Below are 25,406 nucleotides of genomic sequence, written 5' to 3' on the forward strand. Positions count from 1 at the left end.
AAACTAAGTGAACGATGAATTGAGTAACAACGATTATCCTGCGGTTCAATTTAGAATAGCCAGACCTACTAACAAAATTGAAGAGGTAACTGAATTTTATACAAAGGGGTTAGGGCTAAAAGTCCTTTACGAGTTTGAAGGTCACGAAGGGTATAGGGGAGTAATGATAGGACTTCCAGACCTACAATATCATTTAGAATTTACACAAGATGGTAAAGGCACTCCAGGTAAGGCACCGACTAAAGACAACCTGCTCGTTTTATATTTTAAAACTCTTGCAGAACTAAACATCATTAAAGATAAACTGACGGCTCTGGGATGTCACCCTATTGACCCAGAGAACCCATATTGGAAAGACAAAGGTTTTACTTTCGAAGATCCTGATGGATGGAGAGTAGTTTTAAATGATGGAGTATTTAATGTCTAATTACTTTTTCAACCGCACCTAAGTTTTACCTGACTTTATAATTCATCAACATCTTCTCCAACAGCAACCGCCTGTCTCTTCGTTCCGGCTGTTTGTTTTGTTTTTTGCTTCTTCAATCGGTTAAGCCACATAATAGTGCCGGTAATCGGAAATGTAACTCCAAAAATGCAAACCAGGAAAGCGACAATTTTTGATGGAAGCCCATAGATCGAACCGACGTGAACAGGCTTGAATGTTGACCTTACGCGCTGTCCCAAATTCTTGTCTTGAAACTTTAGGTTGCCGATTACTTGTCCGGAGTATTGGTCGATGTAATAATTATCTGCAGCAGATTCATGTGCACCGATTGGAAGTACAGTTGCTGAAAATATACCGGTAGAATCATTTGGAGCCCTCAAAGTATAAAACTGAACATTTGTAGCTGCTTTTTGAATAGCAACAAAAGCGGAGTCATAACTAATTCTTCGCTTGTCTGCTGTATAGATAGAACGAGGTGGCTCGACAGGTTTCATTGAAGACTTGGTAACGGTGTAGATGCCGTTATTAAACCATTTGAATGACCATGCTAATGCGGTGAAAGCAAAGATGAACAGGAAGATCGCCGAATAGAAACCAAGCACGAGGTGAAGGTCATGGTTCACTCTCTTCCAGCTTGCATCGGTTTTTATTTTTAGGCGCTGTTTTAAGATCGCTTTATTTTTTGGCCACCATAGTATTATCCCCGTTAGGAGAATAAACAGGAAAATAAAAGTAGATATACCGGTTATTGTTTTGCCAATGCTGTCATTGCCACCAAGTAGCCAGCGGTGCAATGCGAATATGGTGTAGAAAAACGTTTCGCGGTAATTGTACAATTCCAGTACTTGCCCTGTGTAAGGGTTTACAAAAGCAGTGTGCGTTTGTCTTCCTTCCCCGCCTGCTGGCGCCGCTGGTTTTCCTATTTGTCCTGCGGAAGATTTGCCACCTGCTGCTGCAGTTTCTCTTTCTTTGGCAGGTTGCTCAGTTTTTGCTTTTGATTTATTTTCTTCCTTTTTTCCTTTTTCAGGAATTGAGATGCCGACCTCAACACTTCTTTCCGAATTTGGATAAACTTTTACCGATGCTACTTTTGCAGCCGGATATTGTTGTTTTACGTTGCTTATTAATTGCTCAATCAGAAGCTTCGTGTTTTCCTGCTTTACAAAATAGCGATCGTGATTTGTCGCTTCCTGCAATTCCTTTTCAAATACTAAGATAGCGCCGGTGAAGCAGCAGGTCATAATAACAAGGCCGGCTGCAAGACTAAGATATAAGTGAATATTTCTAAAAAACGTTTTCATGTTTAAAGCCCCGGCCCTAAAGGGAGAAGAGAGATTTTGTCAGCTACAAGTAGCTGGGTTATTTAGACTTTTTTGTGTGATGAAAAGAATACCAAAAAGTACAAGAGTGCGACGCAACGATGCCTAATATTCATCCCTGAGTCGGCCCAAAAAAACTCTTTAAAACCTATATGCAATTGTTCCAACAACTTGTCTTGGTGCAATTGGGTTTACACTATAGTTTTCGTGAACATAATAATTAAAAGTGTTGGTAAGGTTCGACACTTTTGCCAGCAAAGAAATCTTGTCGATGGTGTAACCGGCAGAAATATCAATGGTAGTAAATCCGTTTACAGCAATCAGTCTTGAGTAATTCTGTACCTGGCCAATTGTGTTGTTCCATCCGCCAAAACGATTGCCGGTATAAAAGGCAGTTGCACCCACCTTTAAACCTTTTAGCCTATCATTTTTAAATACATAAAACACGCTTGCATTAGCGGTATGAGCCGGCGTGTTAACCAGGCGTTCCCCTTCAACATAGTTTCCTTTTGCATCAGGGGTTTTGGTGTAACGCATGTAGTTGTAGCTGTAGCCAGCTATCACATCAAGTCCCGCAACCGGGTGACCAGTTAAATCCAACTCAATACCATCACTGGTTGTTTCGCCGGTAAGTTCTTTAATAGCGGTGTTGTTGTTTGGTTGACCGTTAGCAGCAAACTGTGCTGTTTGTGCAAGGTTGTTATTTTTTATACGATAGGCTGTTACGTTGGCCGAAAGACGGCCTTTGAAAAAGTCATTTTTTACACCTATTTCGAACTGATCAATAATAGATGGTGAAAGGGCGTTGAAGTAAATGTCAGTGCCGGTGTTTACAGAAAACGAATTGGAGTAACTGGCAAAAATCGAAGTGCTTTCAACAGGACGGTAAACCAAGCCAACACGTGGAGAAAATGCCTGGTCCGCTTTTGTCACGCCTTTGCCCTTAGCGCCGGTAACTAGGTTGGTAGAATCTGCCGGTAGAGCTTTTTGATACGAAAAACGGATTCCGGCCAATAACTTGAGTTTGCTGGTAAGGCTAATAAGATCCTGTACATAAGTGCCCACACGGTTAGTAGGCGTATTTATCTGGCGTACCCGGTTAGCAACCGGGATATCGGTACGCCTGGTAAATTTAGATGGGTCCAGAATGTTTATAGTGTCGTAGGTCGTCGGTTGATTGTAAGCGTAGTTGGTGGTATAATAACGGTCTGCATCGATACCCGCAAGTAATGTGTGAGCAATTGAGCCAGTTTTAAATTTACCATTTAGGTCAAGTTGCGCAATGTAATAATCCTCATTAGTAAATGTCCTGTTTAATGGCCTTGCCCATTTACCTGCTGCATCAGCTTGCACACGTTCAGTAGAATAATAATCTCTTGAATAATTTTGATAAGCACCGGTAAAGTTTAATTTCCATGAGTCGTTGAACTCATGCTTTAGGGCTGTCGACGCGGTGGTTTGTTTTGTTTTTGCATACTGCCACGCAGTACCTAGAAATGTTCCTCTTTGTAACGGGGCGATCGTAGTATTGTTTATAGTGCCAATTCCGAAATCAGGTGTAAACTCATGATTGAGATAATCGGCTTGAACCAAAAGTTCGGTACGCTTTCCTAATTTAAACAACATTGAAGGATTGATATAGTATCGCTTAGATTGAACGGAGTTTCTGAAACTGTTTGCAGATTCAAAAGTTCCATTTACGCGATAAGCAATTCCCGCAGTCATTGGTCCGTAGACATCAAATGAAGGTTTGTACAAATCATAGCTTCCTGCTCTCATCGAAACTTCGCCACCAAAGTTGAACTTAGGTTGCTTGGTCACCATATTTACAATACCTCCAGGAGCAACATTACCATAAAGAATTGCGGCGCTACCTTTCAGCACTTCCACTTTTTCCAATGAACTCATTTCGGGCATTGCACCTGCGTTTACCCGTGCACCATTTCTAAACATGTTGCTGCTTGAAAAACCATATCCACGAGCAGAAAATGCTTCCTGGCTGTTGCCACGGGTGGTAGCCAAATAAACGCCGTTTACGTTTTTGATTACATCACTCAAACGCAAAGCCTGCTGGTCGCGGATCAAGCCTTGTCCCACAACAGCTATACTTTGCGGAAGGTCCATTAGGTTAATTTCAATTTTACCAACTGAGACAGTTTTCTCGTTCAGGCTTTTACGTGCAGTTACGATTACTTCTTCCAATTGTTTTGAAGTCTCCTGTAACGTGTATGATAACTCGAGTGTTTGCCCGGTGGTTACGGTTACTTCCTTTTCAATTGGCTGCAAACCAATCATGGAAATTGAAATAGTATGACTCCCAATTTTTACATTTCTCAACACAAAATTCCCATTCCCGTCAGTTACGACGAACCGGTTTATTCCCTTAATCGCAACGTTTACTTCGGTCGCCGGCTTGTTATCGGTTGTTGACACATGTCCTTTTATTGTGCCCGTTTCAGCAACGGGTGTTTCATCTATTTTTTCAACTGCTACAAATGCCTGTTCCATTTGTGCAGTTACAGTTAAGCAGCTAAAACAAAGTAAGAAGCAAAGAGCCTTAGTAAATCTATTTTTCATCAAAAGTTATTTTTTCCAGTGCAAAAGACGGTCGGGCAAAATCAAATCACTTTCAGAATCGGGAACAACAGATTACGGAATAAGGAAAAAAGAAGCGGGGTTAGTCCGAACGTTATAATTTTAGATTTGTATGAATTGGTAATAAATCAACGCTAGGATGGGAAGAAAACTTTGAGATACTTTTTTGTTGAAGAATGCAGGGAAGCAAGCGGTTTGATAAAAATTTGAACAATAAAAGAAAATTTATGACAACAATCGATAAACGCGAAGTATGGCAACGTGGCCCGGTTGAGAATGTTCCTGCCCTGTTGCAACCAGTGGCACATGCATTACTGCAGGCAAGAGAAGAGGTGGGCAGGTTAGTAAATAAATTTCCTGATAACCATTTATGGCACCAGCCCGCCGGTGTTGCTTCTATAGGTTTTCACCTGCAACATCTCGCGGGAGTTTTAGACAGGTTGTTTACATATGCCAGAGGTGAGGCGTTAACTGAAGAACAATTGAAAACGGTCGCATCTGAAGGTAGGGCTATGGAAGGTAAATCCAGTGTCGCTGAACTCGTTGAGGGTTTTAATACGCAAGTTGATAAGGCAGTTGCCGAATTGCGTGAGATAAACGAACAAGCACTTACTGAAGTAAGAATGGTAGGACGGGCTCAAATTCCATCGACTGTCATTGGACTTTTGTTTCATGCTGCTGAACATACGATGCGGCATGTTGGGCAACTGTATGTAACAGCCAAGGTGATTGAAAATAAGTTAGCCAGTGGCTTGTAATTGATATCGAAGGAATGACGGTAAAATAAATGGTGGAGTAATTGTTCAATTAGGTATATTCAAATCTTAACCCAAAACACGACCGCTGTCTCAGACGTTTTAAACACTTAAAATGAAAAAGTCATTTATTTCAAAATCATATTTTGTCTCTATCCTCCTAATCGTACTCGTTGCAGGTTTTAATAGTTGTGCAACAGCACAAAAAAATGTTAGCCAGGCAGATTGGAAACCTTTATTTAACGGTAAGGATATTAAAGATTGGGTAGTAAAAATTTATCATCACGAAGTTGGAGAAGACCCCGCAAATACTTTTAGAGTTGAAGATGGAATGGTGAAAGTGAGATACGACAAGTATGATAGTTTCAATCAGCAATATGGCCACCTGTTTTATAAACAGCCCTTTTCCTATTATCGTTTAAAATTCGAATATCGCATTACTGGCGAATGGAGAAAGGATGCACCGTCTTACACAATCAGAAATAGTGGCGTTATGTTTCATTCGCAGGATCCAAAGACTATTCTTAAAGAACAGGACTGGCCTATCTCCGTAGAGTTTCAATTGCTTGCAGGGTTAGATGATGGAAAACCGCGTCCCACGGGTAACATGTGTTCGCCCGGTACTGATGTGGTGTATAAGGGAAAAAAAGACCCACGTCATTGCATCGAATCAACATCAAAAACTTTTTCTGTCGACCAATGGGTAAGTGGTGAAATAATTGTGTTGGGCGACTCGCTGGTTACTCATATTATCAATGGTGATACTGTTCTGCAATATTCGCAACCACAAATTGGCGGCGGCGTCGCCAACAATTTTAATCCTGCAATAAAGCAGGACGGAAAACTTTTATCCTCCGGGTTTATTGCGCTTCAAAGCGAAGGGCAGCCTGTTGATTTTAGAAAAGTCGAAATCCTGGATTTAGAAGGATGTATGGATCCAAAATCAAAAAATTTTCGGTCTTATTACATTAAGTCCAATCCGCAAAAATGCAAATAAAAGCTCCATAGTACCGGAAGTTTTAGTGTAGATATTCGGCGAAGGCTAACTTTCAAAGGTTTTTAAACAATACTTTGCCCTTTGGTAGTTCGCATGTTTTTGCAAGTCTTTCCTGTTTTTTTCAAAAATTAAATCAGTCGATCTACCCGCTACAATCACTGGTACTGCACCGCAATCCTTCTGCTTCAGTAGCACCTCAAAAAAATAAAATTCCTGTTTTTAAGTCTTTGAAATATTAAACTACCCTTTCGGTAAGAATATTTAACGCTTCATGATTTCTGCTTTTTCGAAAAAATGAAAATGAGTGTACTTGCACTGTTAAAAGCTCTTTTAACAGCATTTCCTTATTTCTTTTAAACAGGTGAAAAACATGAGAAAAAATATATTCCTCTTCGTATTAATACTGCTTGCCACGTTAACTACGATGGCCCAAACGCGGCGAATAACAGGTAGGGTAGTTGACGAAGCAGGGCAACCCGTTAGCGGCGCCACTGTCTTGGTTCGCGGTTCATCAAATGGCACTTCAGCAAATGAAAATGGAGATTTTAGTATTAGCGCAAAAACCGGCGATGTGCTGGTAATATCAGGCGTCGGTATTCCGTCAACAGAAGCAAAAGTAGGCAGTAGTTCTACTATAACCGTTTCCTTATCCCGACAAGTTCAAAACCTGACTGAAGTAGTAGTATCTACTGCACAGGGTATCAAGAGAGAAAAAAGAAGCCTGGGTTACGCCGCGCCTACTGTCAGCAATGCAGATTTGACAAGGGGACAAAGTACCAGTGCACTGAATGCATTATCAGGCAAAGTTCCCGGTGTAAATATTACCGGTACCGCTGGTGCACCCGGTAGCTCTACCCGGGTAGTTATTCGCGGTGGTTCTTCTATCACTGGTAATAACCAACCGTTGATGGTTGTTGACGGTATCCCTATTGACAACACTAATATTGCAGGTGGTGCCGGTACCCGTGTAGGGGCTATTCCTACTTATTTAGCCAGCACCGATTTTGGCAACCGTGGCAATGATATCGATCCAAATGACATCGAAAGTATTACTGTGTTGAAAGGACCAGGTGCTACTGCTCTATATGGTTCCCGCGCATCCAATGGTGCCCTGATCATTACTACTAAATCCGGAAAGGGAAATCAAAACAAAAAGAACGAAGTAACATTTAGCTCAGGTATAGGTTTCTCCAGCATCCTTAAGTTGCCGGAGCTTCAAAATCAATACGGCCAGGGTTATACCGGTGGAAATGGACAACCGTACAACGACGTTATCGAAAACTGGAGTTGGGGACCAAAGTTTACCGGGGTGATGACACCGTGGGGACAGGAGATCAACGGAGTTGCACAACAACGTCCCTACAGCGCAGTTGAGAACAATGTGAAAGACTTTTTTGAAGTAGGCAAAAATTTTACAAACAGCGTTTCATTTGCCGGCGGTAGCGAGAAGTCAACTTTCTTCTTGTCACTTAATGCTTTGAACTCAGATGGTGTAATGCCTACCAACCGGGATAAGTACAATAGGTACAGTGTACGTTTTAATGGGAATACTCAACTAAGTAACAAGTTCAGAGCAGGTCTTTCGGTCAACTATAGCAGGATCACAAGTGATCTTGTTGGTGGTGGCCAGGGTAATGGATCTGTTTTTAATAATGTACTTCAAACGCCCAGGAATATTCCGCTTACTGAGTTAAAGGATTTAAGCAATCCTTACAATTCTATCGGCGGCATTTTCGATGCAAACGGAAATGAGCTTTTTGGTTACTATGGTGCGTACACAGTAAACCCCTATTACCTACTTAATAATTTCCATAATAAAAACGATGTAGATCGCATCATAGGTAATTTCACTATCAGCTACAAACCAACAGAATGGTTAGATATTACTGAGCGTTTTGGGGGTGACATTTATTCTGACAGGCGCAGAGAAATGGAGCCAAAGTATAATCTTATTGCAGCTGACAACACCAGTGGAAACTACACCGGGCAAACTAAGATTTCAGCCGGTAGATATTATGAGGCCAACTACAACATAAATGATATCACGCACGATTTGATGGTGACAGCGAGAAAGGATTTCACTAAAGATCTGAACGCTTCACTACTCGTTGGTCACAATGTTCGTTTGCGTACTGTAAACCAGTTCGACGCTGAAACAAATAGTGCCAGCGGCTTGGTTATTCCCGGCTATTACAACCTCGCCAACAGTAATGGCCCGGTAGTAACAGCCAATGATTATTCAACGCGGCGGTTAGTAGGATTATATGCTGATTTTAACTTGGGGTACAAAAACTTCCTTTTCCTTGGTGCTACTGCCCGTAACGACTGGTCATCTACTTTGCCTGTCGCTAACAACTCATTCTTTTATCCGGGCGTAAGTGGTTCATTTGTATTCTCCGAACTGCTGAAAAATACAGGCATAAACAATTGGTTGAATTATGGTAAACTAAGATCAAGTTGGGCGCAAGTTGGTAACGATGCTGCTCCTTACCAGCTGGAATCTTACTACGGCAAAACAACTATTAATGGTGGCTTCGGCACAACGGTATTTCCATTAGGAACAGTGCCCGGTTATACTCTAGGAAATCAGATAGGTAGCCCGGATCTTAAGCCTGAAATAACTACTGCTTTCGAAGTTGGAACAGAACTGGCTTTTCTAAAAAGCCGCATTTCAGTTGATTTTTCTTACTACCAGAATAATTCTAAAAACCAGATCCTTGCTGTACCTATACCAAGTTCAACCGGTTTCACATCCCGTATTTCAAACATAGGGCTGGTGAAGAACAATGGTATTGAATTAGGCGTACGCGGTACTCCTGTTAAAACTGCTTCCGGATTTACATGGGAGCTATATGGTACCTATACCAGGAACAGGAACGAGGTTTCAAACCTTGATGTAGAGCAAATTGTGATCGGAGGATTTAGCGGAATGAGCATTGTCGCAGCTAACGGAAGACCTTATGGAAATTTTTATGGAAGAGACCTTCTTCGTGATGATCTTGGAAGGGTGATTGTTAGTCGTACAACCGGCATACCCCAGCTTACACCAACTGCCATTTATCTAGGAACATACAACCCGGATTACCAGGCTTCTTTAGGAACCAATCTTTCCTACAAAGGGTTAAGTTTAGGAGTATTGTTTGATACAAGACAAGGCGGAAAATTCTACTCAAGAACAAAGGACATTTTAGATTTTGTAGGTGCTGCTGCAGAAACTGCTGACGGCGATAGAGCGGGTTATGTGTTCCCTAATTCCGTTTATACTGATGCAAGTGGAAAAATAGTAGAAAATACCGACGTCAAATTTACTCCTGAAGATTATTACCCAAACATCATAGATGGTCAACACGTATTAGACGCGTCGTACATAAAGCTTCGTGAACTCAATCTTACCTATGCTTTGCCAAGAGCTACACTGGCTCGCACTCCATTTGGTAGTGCTTCTATCAGTTTGTACGGAAATAACCTTTGGATAAAAACTGCTAAAGAAAACAGGTACGCCGATCCTGAAATAAACTCGGCCGGTGCAACCAACACGCAAGGTTTTGATTTTACAGCCCAGCCTTCAGTTCGTAATTATGGCATTAACCTAAAAGTCACTTTTTAAAATTTACAGGAATGAAATTAAGATATAGAAATACGATGGTTGCCGCACTTGCTGGAGTGTCGATGTTAGCTACAACAGGGTGCAAAAAATTCCTGGATGTAAACGAAAATCCTAACGCTCCTAAAACAGCAACAGATAATTTAATACTTCCTTCAACACAAGCTGCCATTGGTATGGTGGTAGGCAATAACCTTCAAATCTTCGGAAGTATTTATGCTCAGTATTGGACACAAAATCCCACTTCATCTCAATACAAAACAATCGAGCAATACCAGTCAAATCCTTCCACTTTCGACCGTATGTGGGGCATTATGTACAACGATGCGCTGCAGGATATCAAACTATTGGAGCAATCTAAAAACAGCAGCTACGTTGCTATTGCATTGCTTGAAAAAGCTTACGTCTACCAACTGCTTACCGATGCGTTTGGTGATGTGCCGTTAAAGGATGCTCTACAAGGCACTTCTGTACTTGCACCCCGCTACGATCCGCAACAGGAAGTATATGACAGCATCTTCGCCTGGACAAAAAGAGGCATTGCGCTTACTACGGTAGGAACAGCTAATTTCCCTGGTAATGATGACCTTGTTTTCGGAGGCGGTGCTGCTGGAATGGCTAACTGGAAACGTTTTGGGAACACTTTTTTACTGAGAGCTTATTTGCGTTTATCAGAAGTTGACCCAAATAAAGCCAAAGCTGGGATACAGGCTTTATATGCCACTAATCCTACTTTCCTGACTACCGATGCAAAAATCAGTTACCTGAATGTTGGTGGCAATCAAAACCCGTTGTATGCAGAAGGCGTAGGTCTGAGCCGTACTCAGAATGTAGTGGCCAGCTCCACTGCTGTCAACGCTTATATTGCCAATAACGATCCAAGATTAAAAGTTTTTTATAGCACTAATGCTGCCGGAAATGTTGTCGCCATTCCACAGGGAAGTTTTGCAACGCAGCCAACCGTTGCGCCAACAACTCCGGCACCTATCACCGGTGGCCGATTTGCTGCTGCAACTGGAGCAACTGCGGCTACTGCGCCCGTGAAATTAATTTCAGCCGCCGAGTCATATTTCTTGCAGGCAGAAGCGGTAGCAAGGGGATGGGCCACCACAGGTGATGTTGCCCAGCTTTTTAAAGCAGGTATAAAAGCAAGCTTCGACGCTTATGCAGTTCCTGCTGCAGATTACGAAACTTATGTTGCAACGGCTCCTGATGCTCAACTGCCCGCGGACCTCACAGGTAGGATCAAAGCAATCATTACCCAGAAGTATTATGCAATGAACGGTACGCAAGGTTTTGAAGCCTGGACCGAGTGGAGAAGAACTGGCTATCCTAATATACTGGTTGTCTCAAAAGCTTCAACGCTGGGTAATAACGAACTGCCCGCACGCCTGCTATACCCGGAAACAGAAATAACCCGGAACCAGAATTTCCCCGGGGTTAAGTTAATAACTGATAAAGTTTGGTGGGATAAGTAAATATCAATAGAAATAAAAAAGAGCCCTGGCAGAGAATTTTGCCAGGGCTCTTTTTCGTATTTATAGATGTTAGAGAAGTTGAAGACTATAGCGTTTTCAAATATTCGATTACGGCTTTTCTGTCTTCCTTATTGAGACGGTCTCCGAAAGTGTGCCCGATATTTCTATAGCCGGGCTTATCGGTGTTGTAAATTTTCCTGCTGTTGTCCTTGTCTTTTATTTCGTATTTCCATCCTATGTTTTCATAGTCGTACTCCGGCTGCTTAAAATCCCTTTGCCAATATCTTGGACGTTCTTTACTATTTAGTAGCGCTTCTAATGTAGGTACAGAGCCATTGTGCAGGTAAGGTGCAGTAATCCAAATGCCATCAAGGGGAGGAGCTATGTAACCATTAAAAGGCTGCAACCTCGCCGGGTAATTCCCATTTGCATACCAGCTTTTATTAAACCACTCTATGAACTGCGGATTCTGGTAGTTTGCTTTGAATAACAGAGAATCTGTTCTGATAATATGCTCAGGAATCAGCAGGTTAGGGTAAGTTACTTTGTCACCATAAGTTCCATGGCATTTGCTACAGTTGTTATTGAAAACTGCCTTGCCCCTTGTTGCCAGAGTATTGTCTATTGAACGGGGATATTTTGGAGGTTCAACTGATTTCAGGTAAGATAATACGTCTTTGAAATGTGTAAATGTTTCAGCCGCTTCAGAGGAGTCGCTCACGGTAAGGAGGTTGCTAAGCATCAGGAATTTTCCAAAATCTCCCCGGCCAAAGCCGTTGTAAAACATAGCATTTTTTTTCTTCAGTAACCACCACGCCGGTACGTCGGTTGGAATAACTTCCTCAGGTATTTCCAACAACGCTTTGTCACTCCATTGCAGCGTTTCAGGATTTCTGTGAGCAACCAGCAATATGGCCAGGCGATCTGCTGCGTTTATGCCTTGTGTCTCGGTTTGTAAATAAGGTGCAATAGTGCTGAAAGACCTGATCAACACCCTGGAAGATTGGTACTGGCTGGGGGAAACAAGTTGCATAATGTGCCTGGCAATTTTGCCCTTCACATCATTCTTTTTGAAAGGTTTACTAAAGTCAAGAAAAGTATTCCCGAGGCCTATAACAAGCTTTCCGTCAAATTCCTGGCCGTGGCATTGCAAGCAATTAGGTACAACAAGATTGTTGCTGTTACGGGTTTTAATAAGGTTGAAATTATATGCTACGTTTGCCGCTTTCCCTGTTCTGTTTAAATGATTTCTCTTATCTTTTCCATTTAGCAAAACATAGTAATTATAGTTCAAACCGCTTTTGAGGTAATCGCCGTTAACCAGGTAGTCAAATCCCTTTTTGATATCCCCGCTTTGTTGTTCACTAGGTTCGATATAAACCCCTTCTTTAAAAGGTTCATTCTCTATAGTAATCGCAGCAATGCCAAGCATGGCAAATGCGGTAATGATGATTATAACAACAAGTTGTTTTCTACGCCACATAAATCTTTTTCAGTATACAAAGTTGATAACAGTAACTGAAAGGATTTTGTTATAAGTAGAATAAATTTTAACGGAAAGAGTATTTGGTTCCCTTCATTTATCCGTAGAGTAGCACTGACTAAGCGGCGGCTTGTTTTAATCTTTCATACACCTGCAAACACCAATCTTCAAACAGATCTTCCGGATTGTATTTCTCAAGTGATTTAAAAATTTCTACAAAGACCTGTACTAAAATCTTTTCGGCTTCTATAGGCGTGTAGCCGTCTTTTCGAATGGCAGTATAAAGGGTAGGCGAAATCAGTTGGTAGAGTTTCTTCTGCTCTTTTCGATCCCTATTAATGCAACCTAAAATAATTCGATGATCTAAAGCAGCGGACAATTCCATTTGGTAGGTTAGGGTTTAACTGAAGTGGTAGTTAAGCTCTTCGATAAATTAATAGGGAATAAGTTTAAAGAGAAATAAGAATAATTATTCAACGGGCTGATATAATTGATTTTCTTATTATTCTTTACCGCTTTATTTGTTTAGGCTTCTCATCCAATCTATACAGCGGTCTGTCCAACTTTCTGTTTCTGGTATACCTAGTGCAAGCCCGAAGCCGTGCCCTCCTTTTGGGTAGAGGTGCATTTCAGCTGGAATGCCGTGGTCCTTCAAAGCCTGGTAAAACATCAGGCTATTCTCAACAGGTACACCATTGTCGTCCGTGGCGTGTGCAAGAAATGTGGGTGGCGTTTCTTTTGTCACGTTCAGTTCGGCAGAATAAAATTTGGCCTGCTCGCTCGACGCGTTTTGCCCTATCAGGTTATTTCTCGAACCGGAATGCATAGTAGGTTTAGACATGGTTATAACGGGGTACATCAAAATCATAAAGTCAGGTCGGCTGCTTAAACGATCAATGGGATCCGCAGCACCGGCATTCCCATTATCAAAGTGGGTACCTGCTGTAGAGGCAAGGTGACCGCCTGCCGAAAAACCCATAATTCCTACCCGGTTCATTTTTATATTCCATTTGTCTGCGTTTGCCCTTACCAACCTTATTGCCCTTTGTGCGTCCATGAGAGGAGACTTGTCAGGAACAATATTGCTTTTCGAATTCGGCAGCCGATACTTAAGAACAATAGCAGTGATGCCTTTTGAATTAAACCATTTTGCGATATCTGTTCCCTCCCAGTTGTAAGCAAGAATGCCATATCCGCCGCCCGGGCAAATAACAACAGCCTGGCCCGTTGCACTTTTTTTTGATGGGATGAACACTGCTATCTCAGGGTTTTGAACTTTGCTAATCCGTACAATATCGGTTGTGTCACTTTTCTCCGTTTCATTTGTTTTTTGATAGTTCGGCACTTTACCTGCCGGCCATAGCGGTAGCGTTATTTCTTGTGCAGTGGAGGCAATCGACATAGCAATTGAGATTATTAGTAAAGCTGTTTTTTGGAACATTGTAGGCGTATTTGAAATTTAAGGTATGGAATATTGATCAACAAACGGGTAAGCAGTAATAATGCAATTTTTGTAAATGTAGCTGAGCTTTACCAAATTTTTCCACCCCTAACGCTAATAATTCTTGCAGATTAGCTGCCCATATTTTAAACATTTTGGCTGTACGCTGAAAGGAAGCTGCGCAGGCAGAATAAAAATCTGCCCTTAATTTTGAGGGTGTGGTAAAAAAACTAACTTTATTTTTTTCTAATTTGTCCTTACACTCTAACGCTAAATGAAAAAGACTCTTCTTTTAGTTTTCACAATATCTCTTGTTATTTCCCTCAAAGCTCAAAATGCTTTTAAGGTCCTGGTAAAAGACAAGACTAGTGGGGTAAACCTGCAGGGAGTAACCCTTTCTTCAACAACAAATGCAAAGACGAATGCTACAAGTGACGCCGGCGGTATTGCTGTTGTAAGCAATCTTTCTGAGGCCGACAGCATTCTTCGTTTTAGCTATGTAGGCTATAAAACAATTGAAGTAAGGGTAATTGGTGACACTATCACCCATATTATTTTTATGGAGCAGGATGAAAATGCGCTCGAAAAAGTAACAGTTGTTTCATCCACTCGGAACAATGACCCTGTTGAAAGTGCTACTACCAAAGTTGAAGTTTTAGGCTTAGAGGAAATGAACGATGAAAGCACTTTAAAGCCCGGAAACATTGCGAGCATACTAGGTGATATGAGCGGGATACAGATCCAGCAGTCTTCCGTTACGTCGGGAAATTCTAACGTGAGAATACAAGGGCTTGAAGGAAAGTACACCCAAATACTTCGTGATGGTATGCCTTTGTATGAAGGTTATTCAGGTGGTTTTGGAATTCTGTCAATACCGCCGCTGGACTTGAAACAAATAGAATTAATAAAAGGTGCGGCATCGACCCTCTATGGCGGAGGTGCTATCGCCGGCTTAATCAATCTCGTTTCCAAAAAACCATCTTTCAGTCCTGACGCATCTTTCCTCGTTAACCAGACAACGTTGAAGGAAACAAATATCAATGTCTACTATGCGCAACGCTGGAAGCATGCAGGCTTTACTTTATTTGCAGGTCAAAATTTGCAGAAGCAGGTCGATGTAGATAAAGATGGGTTTAGCGACGTGCCGGATATAAAAAGTACCATACTTCATCCTACCTTATTTATTTATCCTACTGATAAAAGTTATATCTCGCTTAGCTGGTCAGGAAGTTTTGACAAGCGTCTAGGTGGCGACATGCTTGCTATTGAGGGCAAAAGCGATAATACTCACCGGTATTATGAGAAGAATAAATTCAGCAGAAATACTTTCACCCTCATGACCGAGAACAGGTTTAATAGCAGCCTCAGTGCAACGGTGAAAGCAAGTGTTAGCTTGTTCGACAGGGATGAGACAACAAACACTTATTTTTTTAGTGGCAAGCAAAACAATTTCTACTCCGAAGCTTCATTGGCAGCACACGTGGGCCAACACAATTTGGTTGGAGGATTAAATATCACGGGTGATGAATTTAAACCTTCATCCGCTACACCGGCACCTGTTGGCAAATTCTCAAATACTACTTTCGGTGCTTTTCTGCAGGACACCTGGAAGTTGCTCGAAAGCACTAAAATTGAAACAGGCCTTCGCGTTGATCATCATGTCGACTACGGAAATTTTGTACTTCCAAGAATTGCGTTGTTCCACCACTTCAACGAAGTGTGGGGAGCGCGTCTTGGTTTTGGTATGGGTTATAAAACGCCTAACCCTTTAACTCAGCAAATTAAAGACTACGATATCTACAGCATTCAACCGATTTCATCGGCAGTTACGGCAGAAAAATCAGTGGGAGCAAACGTTGAAGTGAACTATAAAAAAGAGTTTGGCGACGGCAATACCTTCTTTATAAATCACGCTTTCTTCATAACAAACATTACCGATCCGATTGTGGCAACTGAGGATGTATTGGGCAAAGTAAGTTTTACCAATTTCTCAAAGCCCATCGTTACTAAGGGCTTTGATACGTATGTTCAAATGGAAGTCAACCATTGGGAGTTGTATCTGGGCTATACTTATACCGATGCTAAAAGGAATTATCTACAGCAAAACAACTTTATGTTACTAACGCCAAGACATAGAGCTGCTTCGGTTATTGCTTACGAAATAGAGCACAACTGGCGTTTCGGTTTAGAAGGCTCTTATACTGGTCAGCAGTACCGGGAAGACTATAGCAAGACACCCGGGTATGCATTCCTGGCTGCAATGATTGAAAAGAAATTAGGCCCAAAATGGAGCCTGGTACTGAATTGCGAGAATTTACTCGACGAGCGCCAAAGTAAATATGAAAGACTTTATACCGGTAGTATTAGCACTCCTTCGTTTAGATCTTTATGGGCGCCAATAGATGGTAGGGTAGCTAACTTTTCAGTTCGATTTAAACCATTTGAAAAATGGTAGATGTTGGTAGGGTAAAAAATAAGCCGAAGCGCTTTTAGCTGTTTAAGATTCTTTTACAATTTACTCACCAGGGTTTGATAAGATAACTGCTATAAAACTTTAATTTTAGTGCAATGAACAAAAAGTTTGTTATAGCTTATTTTATCTGTCTTAGCCCTTTTTTTGTTTTTGCACAAAACATCTCCGGCTTCTGGAAAGGAACCCTGGATATGAACCGCGGTTGCTTTGCGGAAAATAATATCGAATTACAGTTTAGCGCAAAAGGCGATAGTCTTTCCGGAAGCTCATATCACTACCTCGACGTAAACTATTATGTCAAAAAGAAGTTTGCCGGTGTCGCTGACCCTGTCACAAAAAAATTCATTATCGAAGAACGCGTCGTAACAACTTTCAAGATTCCGTCTTTTTGTAATGTCTGCATAAAAAGGTACGAACTAACTTATAGTCGTGTTGGTAACCAGGAATTTTTAAAGGGGGGGTGGAGCAGCATACTCATCGGCAACTACACAAATTGTGATAGTGGCCCTATTACCCTTTCACGAATAGCACAATCAGCCTTTAGAGAAATTCCCGAGATCAATGTTGATACCGGCCAGATTCGATTAGATTTTTATGACAATGGTCAAATTGATAATGATTCTATCTCTGTTCGAATAAACGACCAGATGGTTTTAACGCATCAGAAACTCAGTCTTACACCCATAACAGCCATTATCAGAATTGACCTCAACAACACTTTTCAAGAGGTGGAAATGATTGCCGAGAACTTGGGTTCTATCCCTCCTAATACTGCACTTCTTATTATAACCGCGGGCAAAAAACGCTACGAACTGTTTATGTCCTCCTCTACCCAGAAGTCAGCCAAGGTTCGGTTTTTATACGAGAAACCTGACTGAGGTGTAAGGATTCTACCTCACTCCAAAATATAATAACGCAGATAAATGGATAATGTGAAAAAGGTATTGCTGGCTGTTATTGCTACATTTTCTTTAGCCCTGGCCGCAGGCGCCCAGGATAAGGCTTTGAATAACGGAACCCTGATTATTACATTAACAAGCCAGGACACTATTTGGATCGGTGCCGATAGCAGAACTTCCAGCCTCACGGATAAAGGCTATACTGTCAACAAAAAAGGGATGTGCAAGATTTATAGCACAAATGATGTTGTGTATGCGATGGCAGGTCATGTTCGTTATGTCGATAACAGCTTCAATTTCCTTGAAATCATGCAGGCGAGTATCAACGAACAACAAGACTTTGACAAGTCGATGGAAGCGTTTCAACAAAGAGCCCAAATAGAAATCAAATCAATCCTCAGAAAGTTTTCAAGAAAAAGCATCAACACACTTATTAAGACAAACGGTGGCTCTTTTTTAAGTGTAGTGGCTATTTCGTTTACCAACGGTGAAAAGAAAATGAAAGAGATGAAATTCTCTCTCCAGGCAAATAACAATAATAGTTGGAATGTTATTTACAAAACAACAGACGACAACGGTGTAGGATCGCTGAAGTTTGTTGGCCATGGCGCAACTGCATCACGGTTTGTGCGCGACAACAACCTGTATTTTGGTAACGGCAGAAATATGCCGGGAAAGATCAGCGAGCTAATCCAGCTTGAATCAAAATCCACCCTCACAGTAGGCATGCCTGCCGACGTGATTAGTATTTATAATGGAGGCTATAAACGAGTAATTAATAGTGGGCTTTGCAGCGAATAGCTTTCAACGGTTGGGATGCCCTTTTTACTTTTTCAGATATTTCCTTAAGCGGTCTTAAAATGTTCAAACCTCGCTCTTAAAAAACTGAAAGCTCCATATAAAACCAGTCCCAATCCCAGTATCCCCGTGAATACAGAACCGTAAGAAGCATGTAGAAAACTAAACGCCTCATTAGTATCTCCGGCAGCTTTTGAGTTGGAGTAAATAGCAGCTTTCAACATCAGCCACGAAATAATCAGCCAAACAATTCCTCTTGCTACATAACCAATCGTTCCTGCTTTTGCCAGGTAAGCGGTAGCAGACGAATGAAGATGCAAACCCGACACATGTTTTTTATACTTTCCGGCAAGGCCATATACCATCTGATAGATACCAATACCGGCAATAATTGCGGCAGCGAGACCGACGAGGTATTGACCAAAAGGCTTCGATAAAAGTTCGTGTATAAATTTCTGGTTCGTGTCTCCGCCATCATCATTGCTACTATGAAGCAGGATTTTGATGGCTGCAACTGCAAATGACAGGTACACGAGACCACTTAACAAGTATCGGGATCTTACAACAATTCCTTTAGTTTTAGTGCCTTTGCTTTCTGTGTCTGTAAAGCATTGTACCGCTCGCCAAAGACAATAGCATATTAGCCCTGCAATTAACAATGCAAGCAGTAGATGGCCGGCAAACTGGTGTTGTATTAATGAAATGATGCCTTTCTTGTTGGTATTATTTTCCGATTGTCCACCTATTTTAAAGGCCGCCATAAACGCCACTGCGCCCATTACACAATAAATAATCCCCTTTGCTGTAAGCCCGATCCTTGCGAGTATTGGTACCCACTTTCTCGATGTTTCCTGTGTTGATAATGTCAATGGAATAAGTTTTAATACATCGTCTCTTTCAAATAGCAAACCACGGTAGCAATAAAACTTCAGATAGAAGTTTTTGTGTAGACTTTTGTGGCCAGCGAAAGTGGTGCTATGAGGCATTGTTGTGTCACACACTTGTACCGCTATGGCTACGGGCATCAGCCATTGACGATCTACAGTCAACTGCAAAACTGAGGCAGGTCGTAGTGGATACAAAAGTAAATACCGCTAAGTCTTCGATCATACATCCACCAACCGCTACTTTTTTTTGATACTCTTATCCATGCTGCTACCAACCAAGTACCCGATGAGCGCTCCTGAGGCTGCACCAGCTATCATCCAAAAAGCATTAGCACCTTGAGTGAAAAAGGCAACTGCAAAACCAAGTATTGCAACAAGTATAGCGACGACCAAAGCAGCACTGCGCTTAGTCTTTGCCGGATGTGGAGTAGCAGATGCCGGATGATGAGGTGAATGATGATGATGTTTGTGTCTGTTCCTGCTTTCGGGCATAAAAGGAGATATTTAGATGGTTAACAAAATCGGATGCTGTAAGGTAGGCCACCTTTATCGCTAGGCTTCCTTTTTAAACAGGTCTTCATAATGGGTTGAAGGTTCAAAAATTCCCCCGCTTTCATCGTAAAAGGATTGATCGGTTACAAAAACCCCGTATTGCGTTTTTGCATAACCCGCTCCTTGTTTCGGATCATAGGTAAGCATTGTATTCCAGTTCTTATAATATTGATGGCCGTTGGTTTCCTGCAGTCCTATACCAATGTTAGCAAATGGCTGTAGACGGGCAGCAACACATTTGTTCCATTCAACTAAAATCGGGTTAACAGTGAGGTCAGCACAAAAACAGGTGATGTTCTTTTCATAAGCCAGCTGGGCAATCTTCATTGTCATGCTAAGTGTTTTTGCAATGGCTTTCACCGCAATGGCTTTATATCCCTGCTCAATTCGCTTGGCTGCATCTTCTACTGTATGCGCACTTTCGTCTGCAGCAATAGTTACTCCCATGTCGCCCACGTACATATTATTTCTTTCTTCAAACGGTTCTTCTATCACTGCAATTTGGTCAAAGGCTCCTATCTTTTTCGCATGATCCAAAAACCGTAGCAACGTATCCTTTTCGTCATACCGCTCGTTTGCATCGAAGTAATAAGGAATTTTTCCATTTTTGGTATAGGGCGTTTCATAGTGACCGATAGCTGAATGAACCGCTGTTAAAAAGGCAATGTCTTTTTCAAGCATCTCTTTCTGCGTGCCTGCCGAACCTGTCTTCAGCTTCATGATAAAATATCCTGCATCTGCCGCAGCTTTAATGTTTTCAATTTTTGCTCCCACGCTAAATGCAGGCATGCTTGCAACCTTTGTATGTTTATAAGACAGTCCCGGTTTATAAGCTGAAGGGATCAGATCGTCGAACTTATTTATCTTATTTTCTTTCGCGTATAAAAGCCAGGCAGCGTTGTCAACCGCCACGAGGGAGTTAAGGGCAAACGTCTTTCTCAAATCGGGATTGTTGGTAATCTTTTTACCATAAGCAAATACTTCCGGCAGCAACTCATCAAGCAATTGCATTGGATTGGTAAAAGAAGTTCCTCTTATTATCTCCAGCGCCCGCTCTGTCATAGCATACATAAGTGCATTACCGCCACTTTGAGAATGTGCCGCAAAAACCTTTGAATCAGACCAGAGAATATTTTGAGTGCCAAGGCCAATACTACTGGCACCGGACTCTCCTTCGATCCTGGCCGCGATCTGCCATGCCTCAGTGATAGCACTTCCCTTAAACCGGTACGGAATAAGCGGCTCTCTTTCAAAATTAGAATCAACACTTTTAATGGTGATCTTAGGCGAAGGCGAAAATGAGGTATTATCGCTTTGAAACGCACTGTGAGTGCCGGCAATACTTAGCGGTACAAAAGCTCCGGTAAGGTTGAGAAATTCCCTGCGATTTAACTTCTTAATACCTTCATTCATATTGGCGCTCTTTAAACAATTCGTTTCAGTAAGATACAATGATTGTTGAAACGAAAATCGAAAAGGACTTTGGTTTTTTGCTGCATAACGTCGCCTAGATAATGCAAGAACGACTATTCGTTTACGCTCTAACTTTGAACGATTTTCACATAAAAATCTCTTATTTCCAAAACCACAATAATTTTTATCAAAGCCAGGGCTATGATTGAAAACACTTCTTTTTACATCAAACACTTAAACCTGGAGCCACATCCCGAAGGTGGCTATTTTAAAGAAACTTATCGTGCTGCAGAAAGCATTGAGAGCAATTATTTGCCGAAACGTTTTACTGGCAGGCGTAACTTCTCTACTGCTATTTATTACCTGCTTGAGCAGGGCGACTATTCTGCTTTTCATCGTATCAAAAGCGACGAATGCTGGCATTTTTATGCGGGACAAACTTTACTTATTCATATCATAAATGAAGGCACATATTCCTGCATTCACCTCGGCAATAATCCAGGCATGGGTGAAACTTTTCAGTATGTTGTTCCTGCAAATGCGTGGTTTGCATCTGAACCTTCTACTCACAGCAATTTCTGCCTCGTTGGTTGTACGGTGGCTCCCGGGTTTGATTTTGCGGATTTTGAAATAGCAGACAAGCAGGACTTATTAAAGATGTATCCGCAGTACGAGGCTGTTGTTTCAAGACTATGCAGATAATGTAAGTAGTTGAAATGAGACGCTTGAGAACTGTCGTAGTTGCCCCCTTAAATTGCCGTTATTGCACATTCTTACAATCAACCTTTCAGGGTATGTTTGTATCGTAAAAGTTTACCACTAAAAAATTAAAAAAATGGTCACCGATCTTTGGATTAATCTACCTGTAAAAGATATTGCTAAGTCAAAAGCTTTTTTTACACAAATTGGTTTTAGCTTGAATACGCAGCATGGCAATAGCGATAATTCTGCTTGTTTACTTGTTGGCCAGAAGAATGTTGTTGTAATGCTTTTTGACGAACCTACTTTCAAAGGCTTTACAAACGGTGAAATTGCTGATACAAAACAGGCAAGCGAAGTATTGTTGTCTATAGGTGTAGAAAGTAAAAACGAGGTAGATGAAATAGTGCAGAAAGCAATTGCTGCAGGTGGTGTAAGCAAGCACACTCCGGGAGAAATGCAAGGCTGGATGTACGGTGCAGTATTTACAGATCTAGACGGCCACAAGTGGAATTTGCTGTACATGGATTATAGCAAGATGTCTGGATCTTAAGTAAGTAAACAGAAGCATTACTTGCAGGCATCATTTCAATTATCTTCAAACTCATTTTTCAGTCAATTACAAAAACCAAATATTTAACAGCTAAAACTTTAAAAATGGAAACAGAAAAAGAAACCATCACAGTGGAAGCAACAGTAAAAGCTCCCGTAGAAAAAGTATGGTCGTTCTGGTCAGAGCCTCAACACATTAAAAAGTGGAATAACGCTTCAGACGATTGGCATACTCCGCAAGCTGAAAATGATCTTAGGGTTGGCGGAAAATTTTCTGCAAGGATGGAAGCTAAAGACGGAAGCTTTGGCTTTGATTTTGGCGGAGTGTATAACGAGGTAAAAGAGAATGAGTACATAGAATATACAATTGGCGATGGAAGAAAAGTACAGGTGTCTTTCGTTCCAAATGGAAACGAAACAAAAGTTGTCGAAACATTTGAAGCTGAAAGCACACACTCGATAGAACTGCAAAGAGGAGGCTGGCAAGCCATCTTAGACAATTTTAAAAAATACACAGAAGCAAATAGCTAAGCTTATAAATGCACCGTGGCATTTCAAAAGCCTGTACCGGTATAAAACGGGTACAGGCTTTTTCATTATTTCCCTAAAAAACGTTCAAAGCTTAGTCAGCGCCCGGCATCTACTTAGGAGCAGTTGGGGCAGCTTTTACTATTACGGGCCATACACCAGGTTTAGGTACACTAACTCCTTTGTTAAGACCTCGTTTCATGCTGTCGGGACCGAAATAGTAAATCGGCCATCCTTTGTAAGTAAGCTGAGTTTTTCCGAAAACGCTAGTGGAGCCAAATAAGGTCTTATCTAAATTAGAAGGAACCACCGCTTTATTGGTTTCGTAAATAGGCCAGGTAGCGTTGTTAGAAAAGTCGGGCTTTGTATACTTATTGACATTAAAACTATCAGGCGAAAAAGCATATAAAGTAACCCCTTTCATATCTGAGAAATAAAGCGTTTTACCTGTTCCCTCTGTATAGTCGCTTTTATAACTTTTGCCATCATTACCAATCAACTGGGCGTTCACTTCCATGATGGTATAATCGGGCTTAGCTACAAACCATATGTTGTTAACTCCCTCACCTTTTGTTTCACCCGCACTCTCACGCACATTCGTTCCGTTTACCAAGGGTGCATAATAATATAACGGCCATGTTTTGTATGTAGTTTGCTTAGCTCCTGTTGCCGTAGTGATGGTACCAAAGTCAGCTATGTCGAGACCAGTTGGTAGCCTTGACTGGGTTAAATTATCACCGGCATAATAGATAGGCCAAACGCTGAGGCATCCGCCGGTACAATTGCTCTTGCCATCGAAATCGTTTGAAAAATAGTACAGGGTATTGTTAAGGCTGTCAGTGAGATAGGTGCCCAACGTGGCACTACTTGCTAATTGTATAGTCGGCGCTGGCGTCGGGCTAATTGTATCACGGGTACAAGAAGGGCTTAAGAGCATGCATATAAGGGCTGTTACAGCCATTGAATGGTTGTTCAAATACTTCATAAAAAATTTTTTTAAAGAATAAAGTGTAATGTTTTAAACAGGTGCATCACTGTTTACTGCCCGGGAGTAAGAAAACTTTTTGGTGTCTTTGTAAGTGAATACGTGAAGGTTAAAATATGGTTGCTTCAAGTTTTTAAAAGAATTAGAAAAGCAATTTTTGAATGAGGTGTAACGCTGGTAACATTCAGGGGCACTATTTTTTTGTGAAGCAGCTTACACTCTTTCAAATCTTTATATGGCCAACCGTCCTGGTATTTTTCCTACGTTCTTCATTTCGGGTTTTGAATGTTCTACTTTCTTGTGGAAGGACAGAAAACGCCGCAACCTGGTTGATGAAACGCAGCACAATAAGTACGTCGCCGAGGATTACCAAATATTGCATTCGCTTGGGATTGCTGTTTCGCGCGAAGGAATACCATGGCCTATGGTAGAAAAAAATGGTACCTATGATTTTTCCTGTATTGATCCAATGATTGATGCAATGAAGGCAAACAAAATTCTACCTATTTGGGATCTTTGTCATTACGGCTATCCTGATGATATCGATCCTTACTCTGAAGCTTTTTGCACCCGATTTTCTGCTTATTGTAAAGCCGCTGCTGAATATGTAATCCCTAAAATAAACGGCCCATACTTTTTCACGCCTATTAATGAGATCACTTTTTTTTCATTTTGTGGTGGAGAATGGGGATGGGTAGCGCCGTATAATAATACGCGTGACGAACGATACAAGTTGCGTTACAACTTATGCAAAGCTGCCATCTGTGGGGTAAAGGCTATACGCGAAGTAGAAGCCGGAGCCAGGATGATACATATTGATCCGTTGGTGCAAGTGGTAGCGCCAAGAGACAAGCCATACCAACAGCCTTTGGCAGATCATGAAACCTATGTAGATACTTTTTTAGGATGGGATATTATTTCGGGTAAAGCACACCCTGAGTTGGGAGGATCGCTTGAAATACTCGATATAGTCGGAGCTAACAATTATTCGTTCGGACAAATGGAATATCGCGAGAGCGGACCTCATGCTGCTTTACCTCCCGACGACGATCGTGTAAAGCCATTATGTGATTTAATTAAGCGGGTTTGGGATAGATATCAAAGGCCGATCATAATTGCAGAAACAAGCGGCATGAATGAAGGAAGAACAGCCTGGTTGAAAGATGTGATGGAAGAAGCGCTTGCGGCAGTTGACGCCGGAATTGACCTGCATGGAATTTGCCTTTTTCCTGCTGTTACCATGCCTGATTGGCACACCGGAGAATGGTTGCAAAATGGATTGTATGACGTGCAAAAAGTAGGCGAAGATTTACGCAGGGTGCCTTGTCAGGATTACATTGATGAATTAAGACGTTGGCAAAAAGAACTGAACCGAACTACAGAAGTAGATGAAGATCCTTTCAGTGATCCTGTAGAATTGCAGGATGTAATTGACGCGGCAAAAAGACTCCAACAAAAACCCGATAAAAATTGGAGCTAAATACAACAGATTTAAATAGAGTT

The 25,406-nt window shown here is 41.5% G+C and carries 21 protein-coding genes; 12 read left to right on the top strand and 9 right to left on the bottom strand.

Annotation, left to right across the window (positions count from 1 at the left end; all coding sequences use genetic code 11):
• The first annotated feature begins 7 nt into the window (after nucleotides 1-7).
• Nucleotides 8-427: a VOC family protein gene (locus tag SAE01_RS20885; protein WP_218029212.1), complete on the top strand. Its 420-nt coding sequence runs from the start codon at nucleotides 8-10 to the stop codon at nucleotides 425-427.
• Between the two features lie 35 nt (nucleotides 428-462).
• Here the strand turns inward: SAE01_RS20885 and SAE01_RS20890 are convergent, their stop codons facing one another.
• Complete coding sequence (locus SAE01_RS20890) at nucleotides 463-1,746, bottom strand: PepSY-associated TM helix domain-containing protein (RefSeq protein WP_147205755.1); 1,284 nt, start codon at nucleotides 1,744-1,746, stop codon at nucleotides 463-465.
• A 159-nt stretch (nucleotides 1,747-1,905) separates the two neighbouring features.
• Nucleotides 1,906-4,341: a TonB-dependent receptor gene (locus SAE01_RS20895; RefSeq protein ID WP_147205756.1), complete on the bottom strand. Its 2,436-nt coding sequence runs from the start codon at nucleotides 4,339-4,341 to the stop codon at nucleotides 1,906-1,908.
• Nucleotides 4,342-4,586: 245 nt separating this feature from the next.
• Here SAE01_RS20895 and SAE01_RS20900 point away from each other — a divergent pair, with 245 nt between their 5' ends.
• The 4 genes from SAE01_RS20900 (at nucleotide 4,587) to SAE01_RS20915 (ending at nucleotide 11,193) form a co-directional block, all read left to right on the top strand.
• The gene (locus SAE01_RS20900; protein WP_147205757.1) at nucleotides 4,587-5,117 is read left to right on the top strand and encodes a DinB family protein; all 531 of its coding nucleotides are present in this window, start codon (nucleotides 4,587-4,589) and stop codon (nucleotides 5,115-5,117) included.
• A 112-nt stretch (nucleotides 5,118-5,229) separates the two neighbouring features.
• Nucleotides 5,230-6,111, top strand: a complete 882-nt coding sequence (locus tag SAE01_RS20905) for a 3-keto-disaccharide hydrolase (RefSeq protein ID WP_147205758.1) — start codon at nucleotides 5,230-5,232, stop codon at nucleotides 6,109-6,111.
• Between the two features lie 370 nt (nucleotides 6,112-6,481).
• Nucleotides 6,482-9,718 carry a SusC/RagA family TonB-linked outer membrane protein gene (locus SAE01_RS20910; protein WP_147205759.1) on the top strand — a complete coding sequence of 1,079 codons (3,237 nt, stop codon included), beginning with the start codon at nucleotides 6,482-6,484 and terminating at the stop codon, nucleotides 9,716-9,718.
• A gap of 11 nt (nucleotides 9,719-9,729) precedes the next feature.
• Entirely contained in the window at nucleotides 9,730-11,193 is a 1,464-nt protein-coding gene (locus tag SAE01_RS20915; RefSeq protein ID WP_147205760.1) for a SusD/RagB family nutrient-binding outer membrane lipoprotein, read from the top strand.
• 85 nt (nucleotides 11,194-11,278) lie between these two features.
• Here SAE01_RS20915 and SAE01_RS20920 read toward each other — a convergent pair whose 3' ends face one another.
• The 3 genes from SAE01_RS20920 to SAE01_RS20930 all read right to left on the bottom strand — a co-directional run bounded on the left by SAE01_RS20920 (nucleotide 11,279) and on the right by SAE01_RS20930 (nucleotide 14,117).
• Nucleotides 11,279-12,676 (bottom strand): c-type cytochrome, encoded by a 1,398-nt coding sequence (locus SAE01_RS20920; RefSeq protein ID WP_147205761.1) that lies wholly within the window; start codon nucleotides 12,674-12,676, stop codon nucleotides 11,279-11,281.
• A 118-nt stretch (nucleotides 12,677-12,794) separates the two neighbouring features.
• Nucleotides 12,795-13,061, bottom strand: a complete 267-nt coding sequence (locus SAE01_RS20925; RefSeq protein WP_147205762.1) for an RNA polymerase sigma factor — start codon at nucleotides 13,059-13,061, stop codon at nucleotides 12,795-12,797.
• A 132-nt stretch (nucleotides 13,062-13,193) separates the two neighbouring features.
• Complete coding sequence (locus SAE01_RS20930) at nucleotides 13,194-14,117, bottom strand: alpha/beta hydrolase (protein ID WP_147205763.1); 924 nt, start codon at nucleotides 14,115-14,117, stop codon at nucleotides 13,194-13,196.
• A 274-nt stretch (nucleotides 14,118-14,391) separates the two neighbouring features.
• On the opposite strand from SAE01_RS20930, the gene SAE01_RS20935 reads away from it, so the two are divergent.
• From SAE01_RS20935 to SAE01_RS20945, 3 genes are all read left to right on the top strand, one after another.
• Nucleotides 14,392-16,572 carry a TonB-dependent receptor gene (locus tag SAE01_RS20935; protein ID WP_147205764.1) on the top strand — a complete coding sequence of 727 codons (2,181 nt, stop codon included), beginning with the start codon at nucleotides 14,392-14,394 and terminating at the stop codon, nucleotides 16,570-16,572.
• Between the two features lie 113 nt (nucleotides 16,573-16,685).
• Nucleotides 16,686-17,468 carry a hypothetical protein gene (locus tag SAE01_RS20940; RefSeq protein ID WP_147205765.1) on the top strand — a complete coding sequence of 261 codons (783 nt, stop codon included), beginning with the start codon at nucleotides 16,686-16,688 and terminating at the stop codon, nucleotides 17,466-17,468.
• Nucleotides 17,469-17,513: 45 nt separating this feature from the next.
• Nucleotides 17,514-18,290, top strand: a complete 777-nt coding sequence (locus SAE01_RS20945; RefSeq protein ID WP_147205766.1) for a hypothetical protein — start codon at nucleotides 17,514-17,516, stop codon at nucleotides 18,288-18,290.
• Nucleotides 18,291-18,334: 44 nt separating this feature from the next.
• Here the strand turns inward: SAE01_RS20945 and SAE01_RS20950 are convergent, their stop codons facing one another.
• From SAE01_RS20950 to SAE01_RS20960, 3 genes are read right to left on the bottom strand one after another with little or no spacing between them, the layout of a single operon-like run.
• On the bottom strand, nucleotides 18,335-19,369 hold the full coding sequence (locus tag SAE01_RS20950) for a DUF1206 domain-containing protein (protein WP_147205767.1): 1,035 nt from the start codon (nucleotides 19,367-19,369) through the stop codon (nucleotides 18,335-18,337).
• Between the two features lie 42 nt (nucleotides 19,370-19,411).
• Entirely contained in the window at nucleotides 19,412-19,666 is a 255-nt protein-coding gene (locus SAE01_RS20955; protein WP_147205768.1) for a hypothetical protein, read from the bottom strand.
• Between the two features lie 60 nt (nucleotides 19,667-19,726).
• Nucleotides 19,727-21,139, bottom strand: a complete 1,413-nt coding sequence (locus SAE01_RS20960) for a mandelate racemase/muconate lactonizing enzyme family protein (protein WP_147205769.1) — start codon at nucleotides 21,137-21,139, stop codon at nucleotides 19,727-19,729.
• Between the two features lie 201 nt (nucleotides 21,140-21,340).
• Between SAE01_RS20960 and SAE01_RS20965 the strand changes: the two genes are divergently transcribed.
• The 3 genes from SAE01_RS20965 (at nucleotide 21,341) to SAE01_RS20975 (ending at nucleotide 22,921) form a co-directional block, all read left to right on the top strand.
• Nucleotides 21,341-21,841 carry a cupin domain-containing protein gene (locus SAE01_RS20965; RefSeq protein WP_147205770.1) on the top strand — a complete coding sequence of 167 codons (501 nt, stop codon included), beginning with the start codon at nucleotides 21,341-21,343 and terminating at the stop codon, nucleotides 21,839-21,841.
• A gap of 133 nt (nucleotides 21,842-21,974) precedes the next feature.
• Nucleotides 21,975-22,391: a VOC family protein gene (locus tag SAE01_RS20970; protein WP_147205771.1), complete on the top strand. Its 417-nt coding sequence runs from the start codon at nucleotides 21,975-21,977 to the stop codon at nucleotides 22,389-22,391.
• Between the two features lie 104 nt (nucleotides 22,392-22,495).
• A complete protein-coding gene (locus SAE01_RS20975; protein ID WP_147205772.1) occupies nucleotides 22,496-22,921 on the top strand; it encodes an SRPBCC family protein in 426 nt (141 codons plus the stop codon).
• A gap of 109 nt (nucleotides 22,922-23,030) precedes the next feature.
• On the opposite strand, the gene SAE01_RS20980 is transcribed toward SAE01_RS20975, so the two are convergent.
• The gene (locus tag SAE01_RS20980) at nucleotides 23,031-23,903 is read right to left on the bottom strand and encodes a hypothetical protein (RefSeq protein ID WP_218029213.1); all 873 of its coding nucleotides are present in this window, start codon (nucleotides 23,901-23,903) and stop codon (nucleotides 23,031-23,033) included.
• Nucleotides 23,904-24,138: 235 nt separating this feature from the next.
• Between SAE01_RS20980 and SAE01_RS20985 the strand changes: the two genes are divergently transcribed.
• A complete protein-coding gene (locus SAE01_RS20985) occupies nucleotides 24,139-25,383 on the top strand; it encodes a glycoside hydrolase family 1 protein (RefSeq protein ID WP_147205773.1) in 1,245 nt (414 codons plus the stop codon).
• Nucleotides 25,384-25,406: the final 23 nt, after the last annotated feature.

The organism is Segetibacter aerophilus, assembly GCF_007991655.1.
GTDB lineage: Bacteria > Bacteroidota > Bacteroidia > Chitinophagales > Chitinophagaceae > Segetibacter > Segetibacter aerophilus.

Coding starts and splice junctions, on each gene's coding strand:
- SAE01_RS20895 (WP_147205756.1), bottom strand. CDS start 4,341: ATGAAAAATAGATTTACTAAGGCTCTTTGCTTCTTACTTTGTTTTAGC.
- SAE01_RS20985 (WP_147205773.1), top strand. CDS start 24,139: ATGGCCAACCGTCCTGGTATTTTTCCTACGTTCTTCATTTCGGGTTTT.
- SAE01_RS20960 (WP_147205769.1), bottom strand. CDS start 21,139: ATGAATGAAGGTATTAAGAAGTTAAATCGCAGGGAATTTCTCAACCTT.
- SAE01_RS20905 (WP_147205758.1), top strand. CDS start 5,230: ATGAAAAAGTCATTTATTTCAAAATCATATTTTGTCTCTATCCTCCTA.
- SAE01_RS20920 (WP_147205761.1), bottom strand. CDS start 12,676: ATGTGGCGTAGAAAACAACTTGTTGTTATAATCATCATTACCGCATTT.
- SAE01_RS20930 (WP_147205763.1), bottom strand. CDS start 14,117: ATGTTCCAAAAAACAGCTTTACTAATAATCTCAATTGCTATGTCGATT.
- SAE01_RS20975 (WP_147205772.1), top strand. CDS start 22,496: ATGGAAACAGAAAAAGAAACCATCACAGTGGAAGCAACAGTAAAAGCT.
- SAE01_RS20890 (WP_147205755.1), bottom strand. CDS start 1,746: ATGAAAACGTTTTTTAGAAATATTCACTTATATCTTAGTCTTGCAGCC.
- SAE01_RS20925 (WP_147205762.1), bottom strand. CDS start 13,061: ATGGAATTGTCCGCTGCTTTAGATCATCGAATTATTTTAGGTTGCATT.
- SAE01_RS20970 (WP_147205771.1), top strand. CDS start 21,975: ATGGTCACCGATCTTTGGATTAATCTACCTGTAAAAGATATTGCTAAG.
- SAE01_RS20900 (WP_147205757.1), top strand. CDS start 4,587: ATGACAACAATCGATAAACGCGAAGTATGGCAACGTGGCCCGGTTGAG.
- SAE01_RS20955 (WP_147205768.1), bottom strand. CDS start 19,666: ATGCCCGAAAGCAGGAACAGACACAAACATCATCATCATTCACCTCAT.
- SAE01_RS20915 (WP_147205760.1), top strand. CDS start 9,730: ATGAAATTAAGATATAGAAATACGATGGTTGCCGCACTTGCTGGAGTG.
- SAE01_RS20945 (WP_147205766.1), top strand. CDS start 17,514: ATGGATAATGTGAAAAAGGTATTGCTGGCTGTTATTGCTACATTTTCT.
- SAE01_RS20965 (WP_147205770.1), top strand. CDS start 21,341: ATGATTGAAAACACTTCTTTTTACATCAAACACTTAAACCTGGAGCCA.
- SAE01_RS20935 (WP_147205764.1), top strand. CDS start 14,392: ATGAAAAAGACTCTTCTTTTAGTTTTCACAATATCTCTTGTTATTTCC.
- SAE01_RS20980 (WP_218029213.1), bottom strand. CDS start 23,903: ATGAAGTATTTGAACAACCATTCAATGGCTGTAACAGCCCTTATATGC.
- SAE01_RS20940 (WP_147205765.1), top strand. CDS start 16,686: ATGAACAAAAAGTTTGTTATAGCTTATTTTATCTGTCTTAGCCCTTTT.
- SAE01_RS20910 (WP_147205759.1), top strand. CDS start 6,482: ATGAGAAAAAATATATTCCTCTTCGTATTAATACTGCTTGCCACGTTA.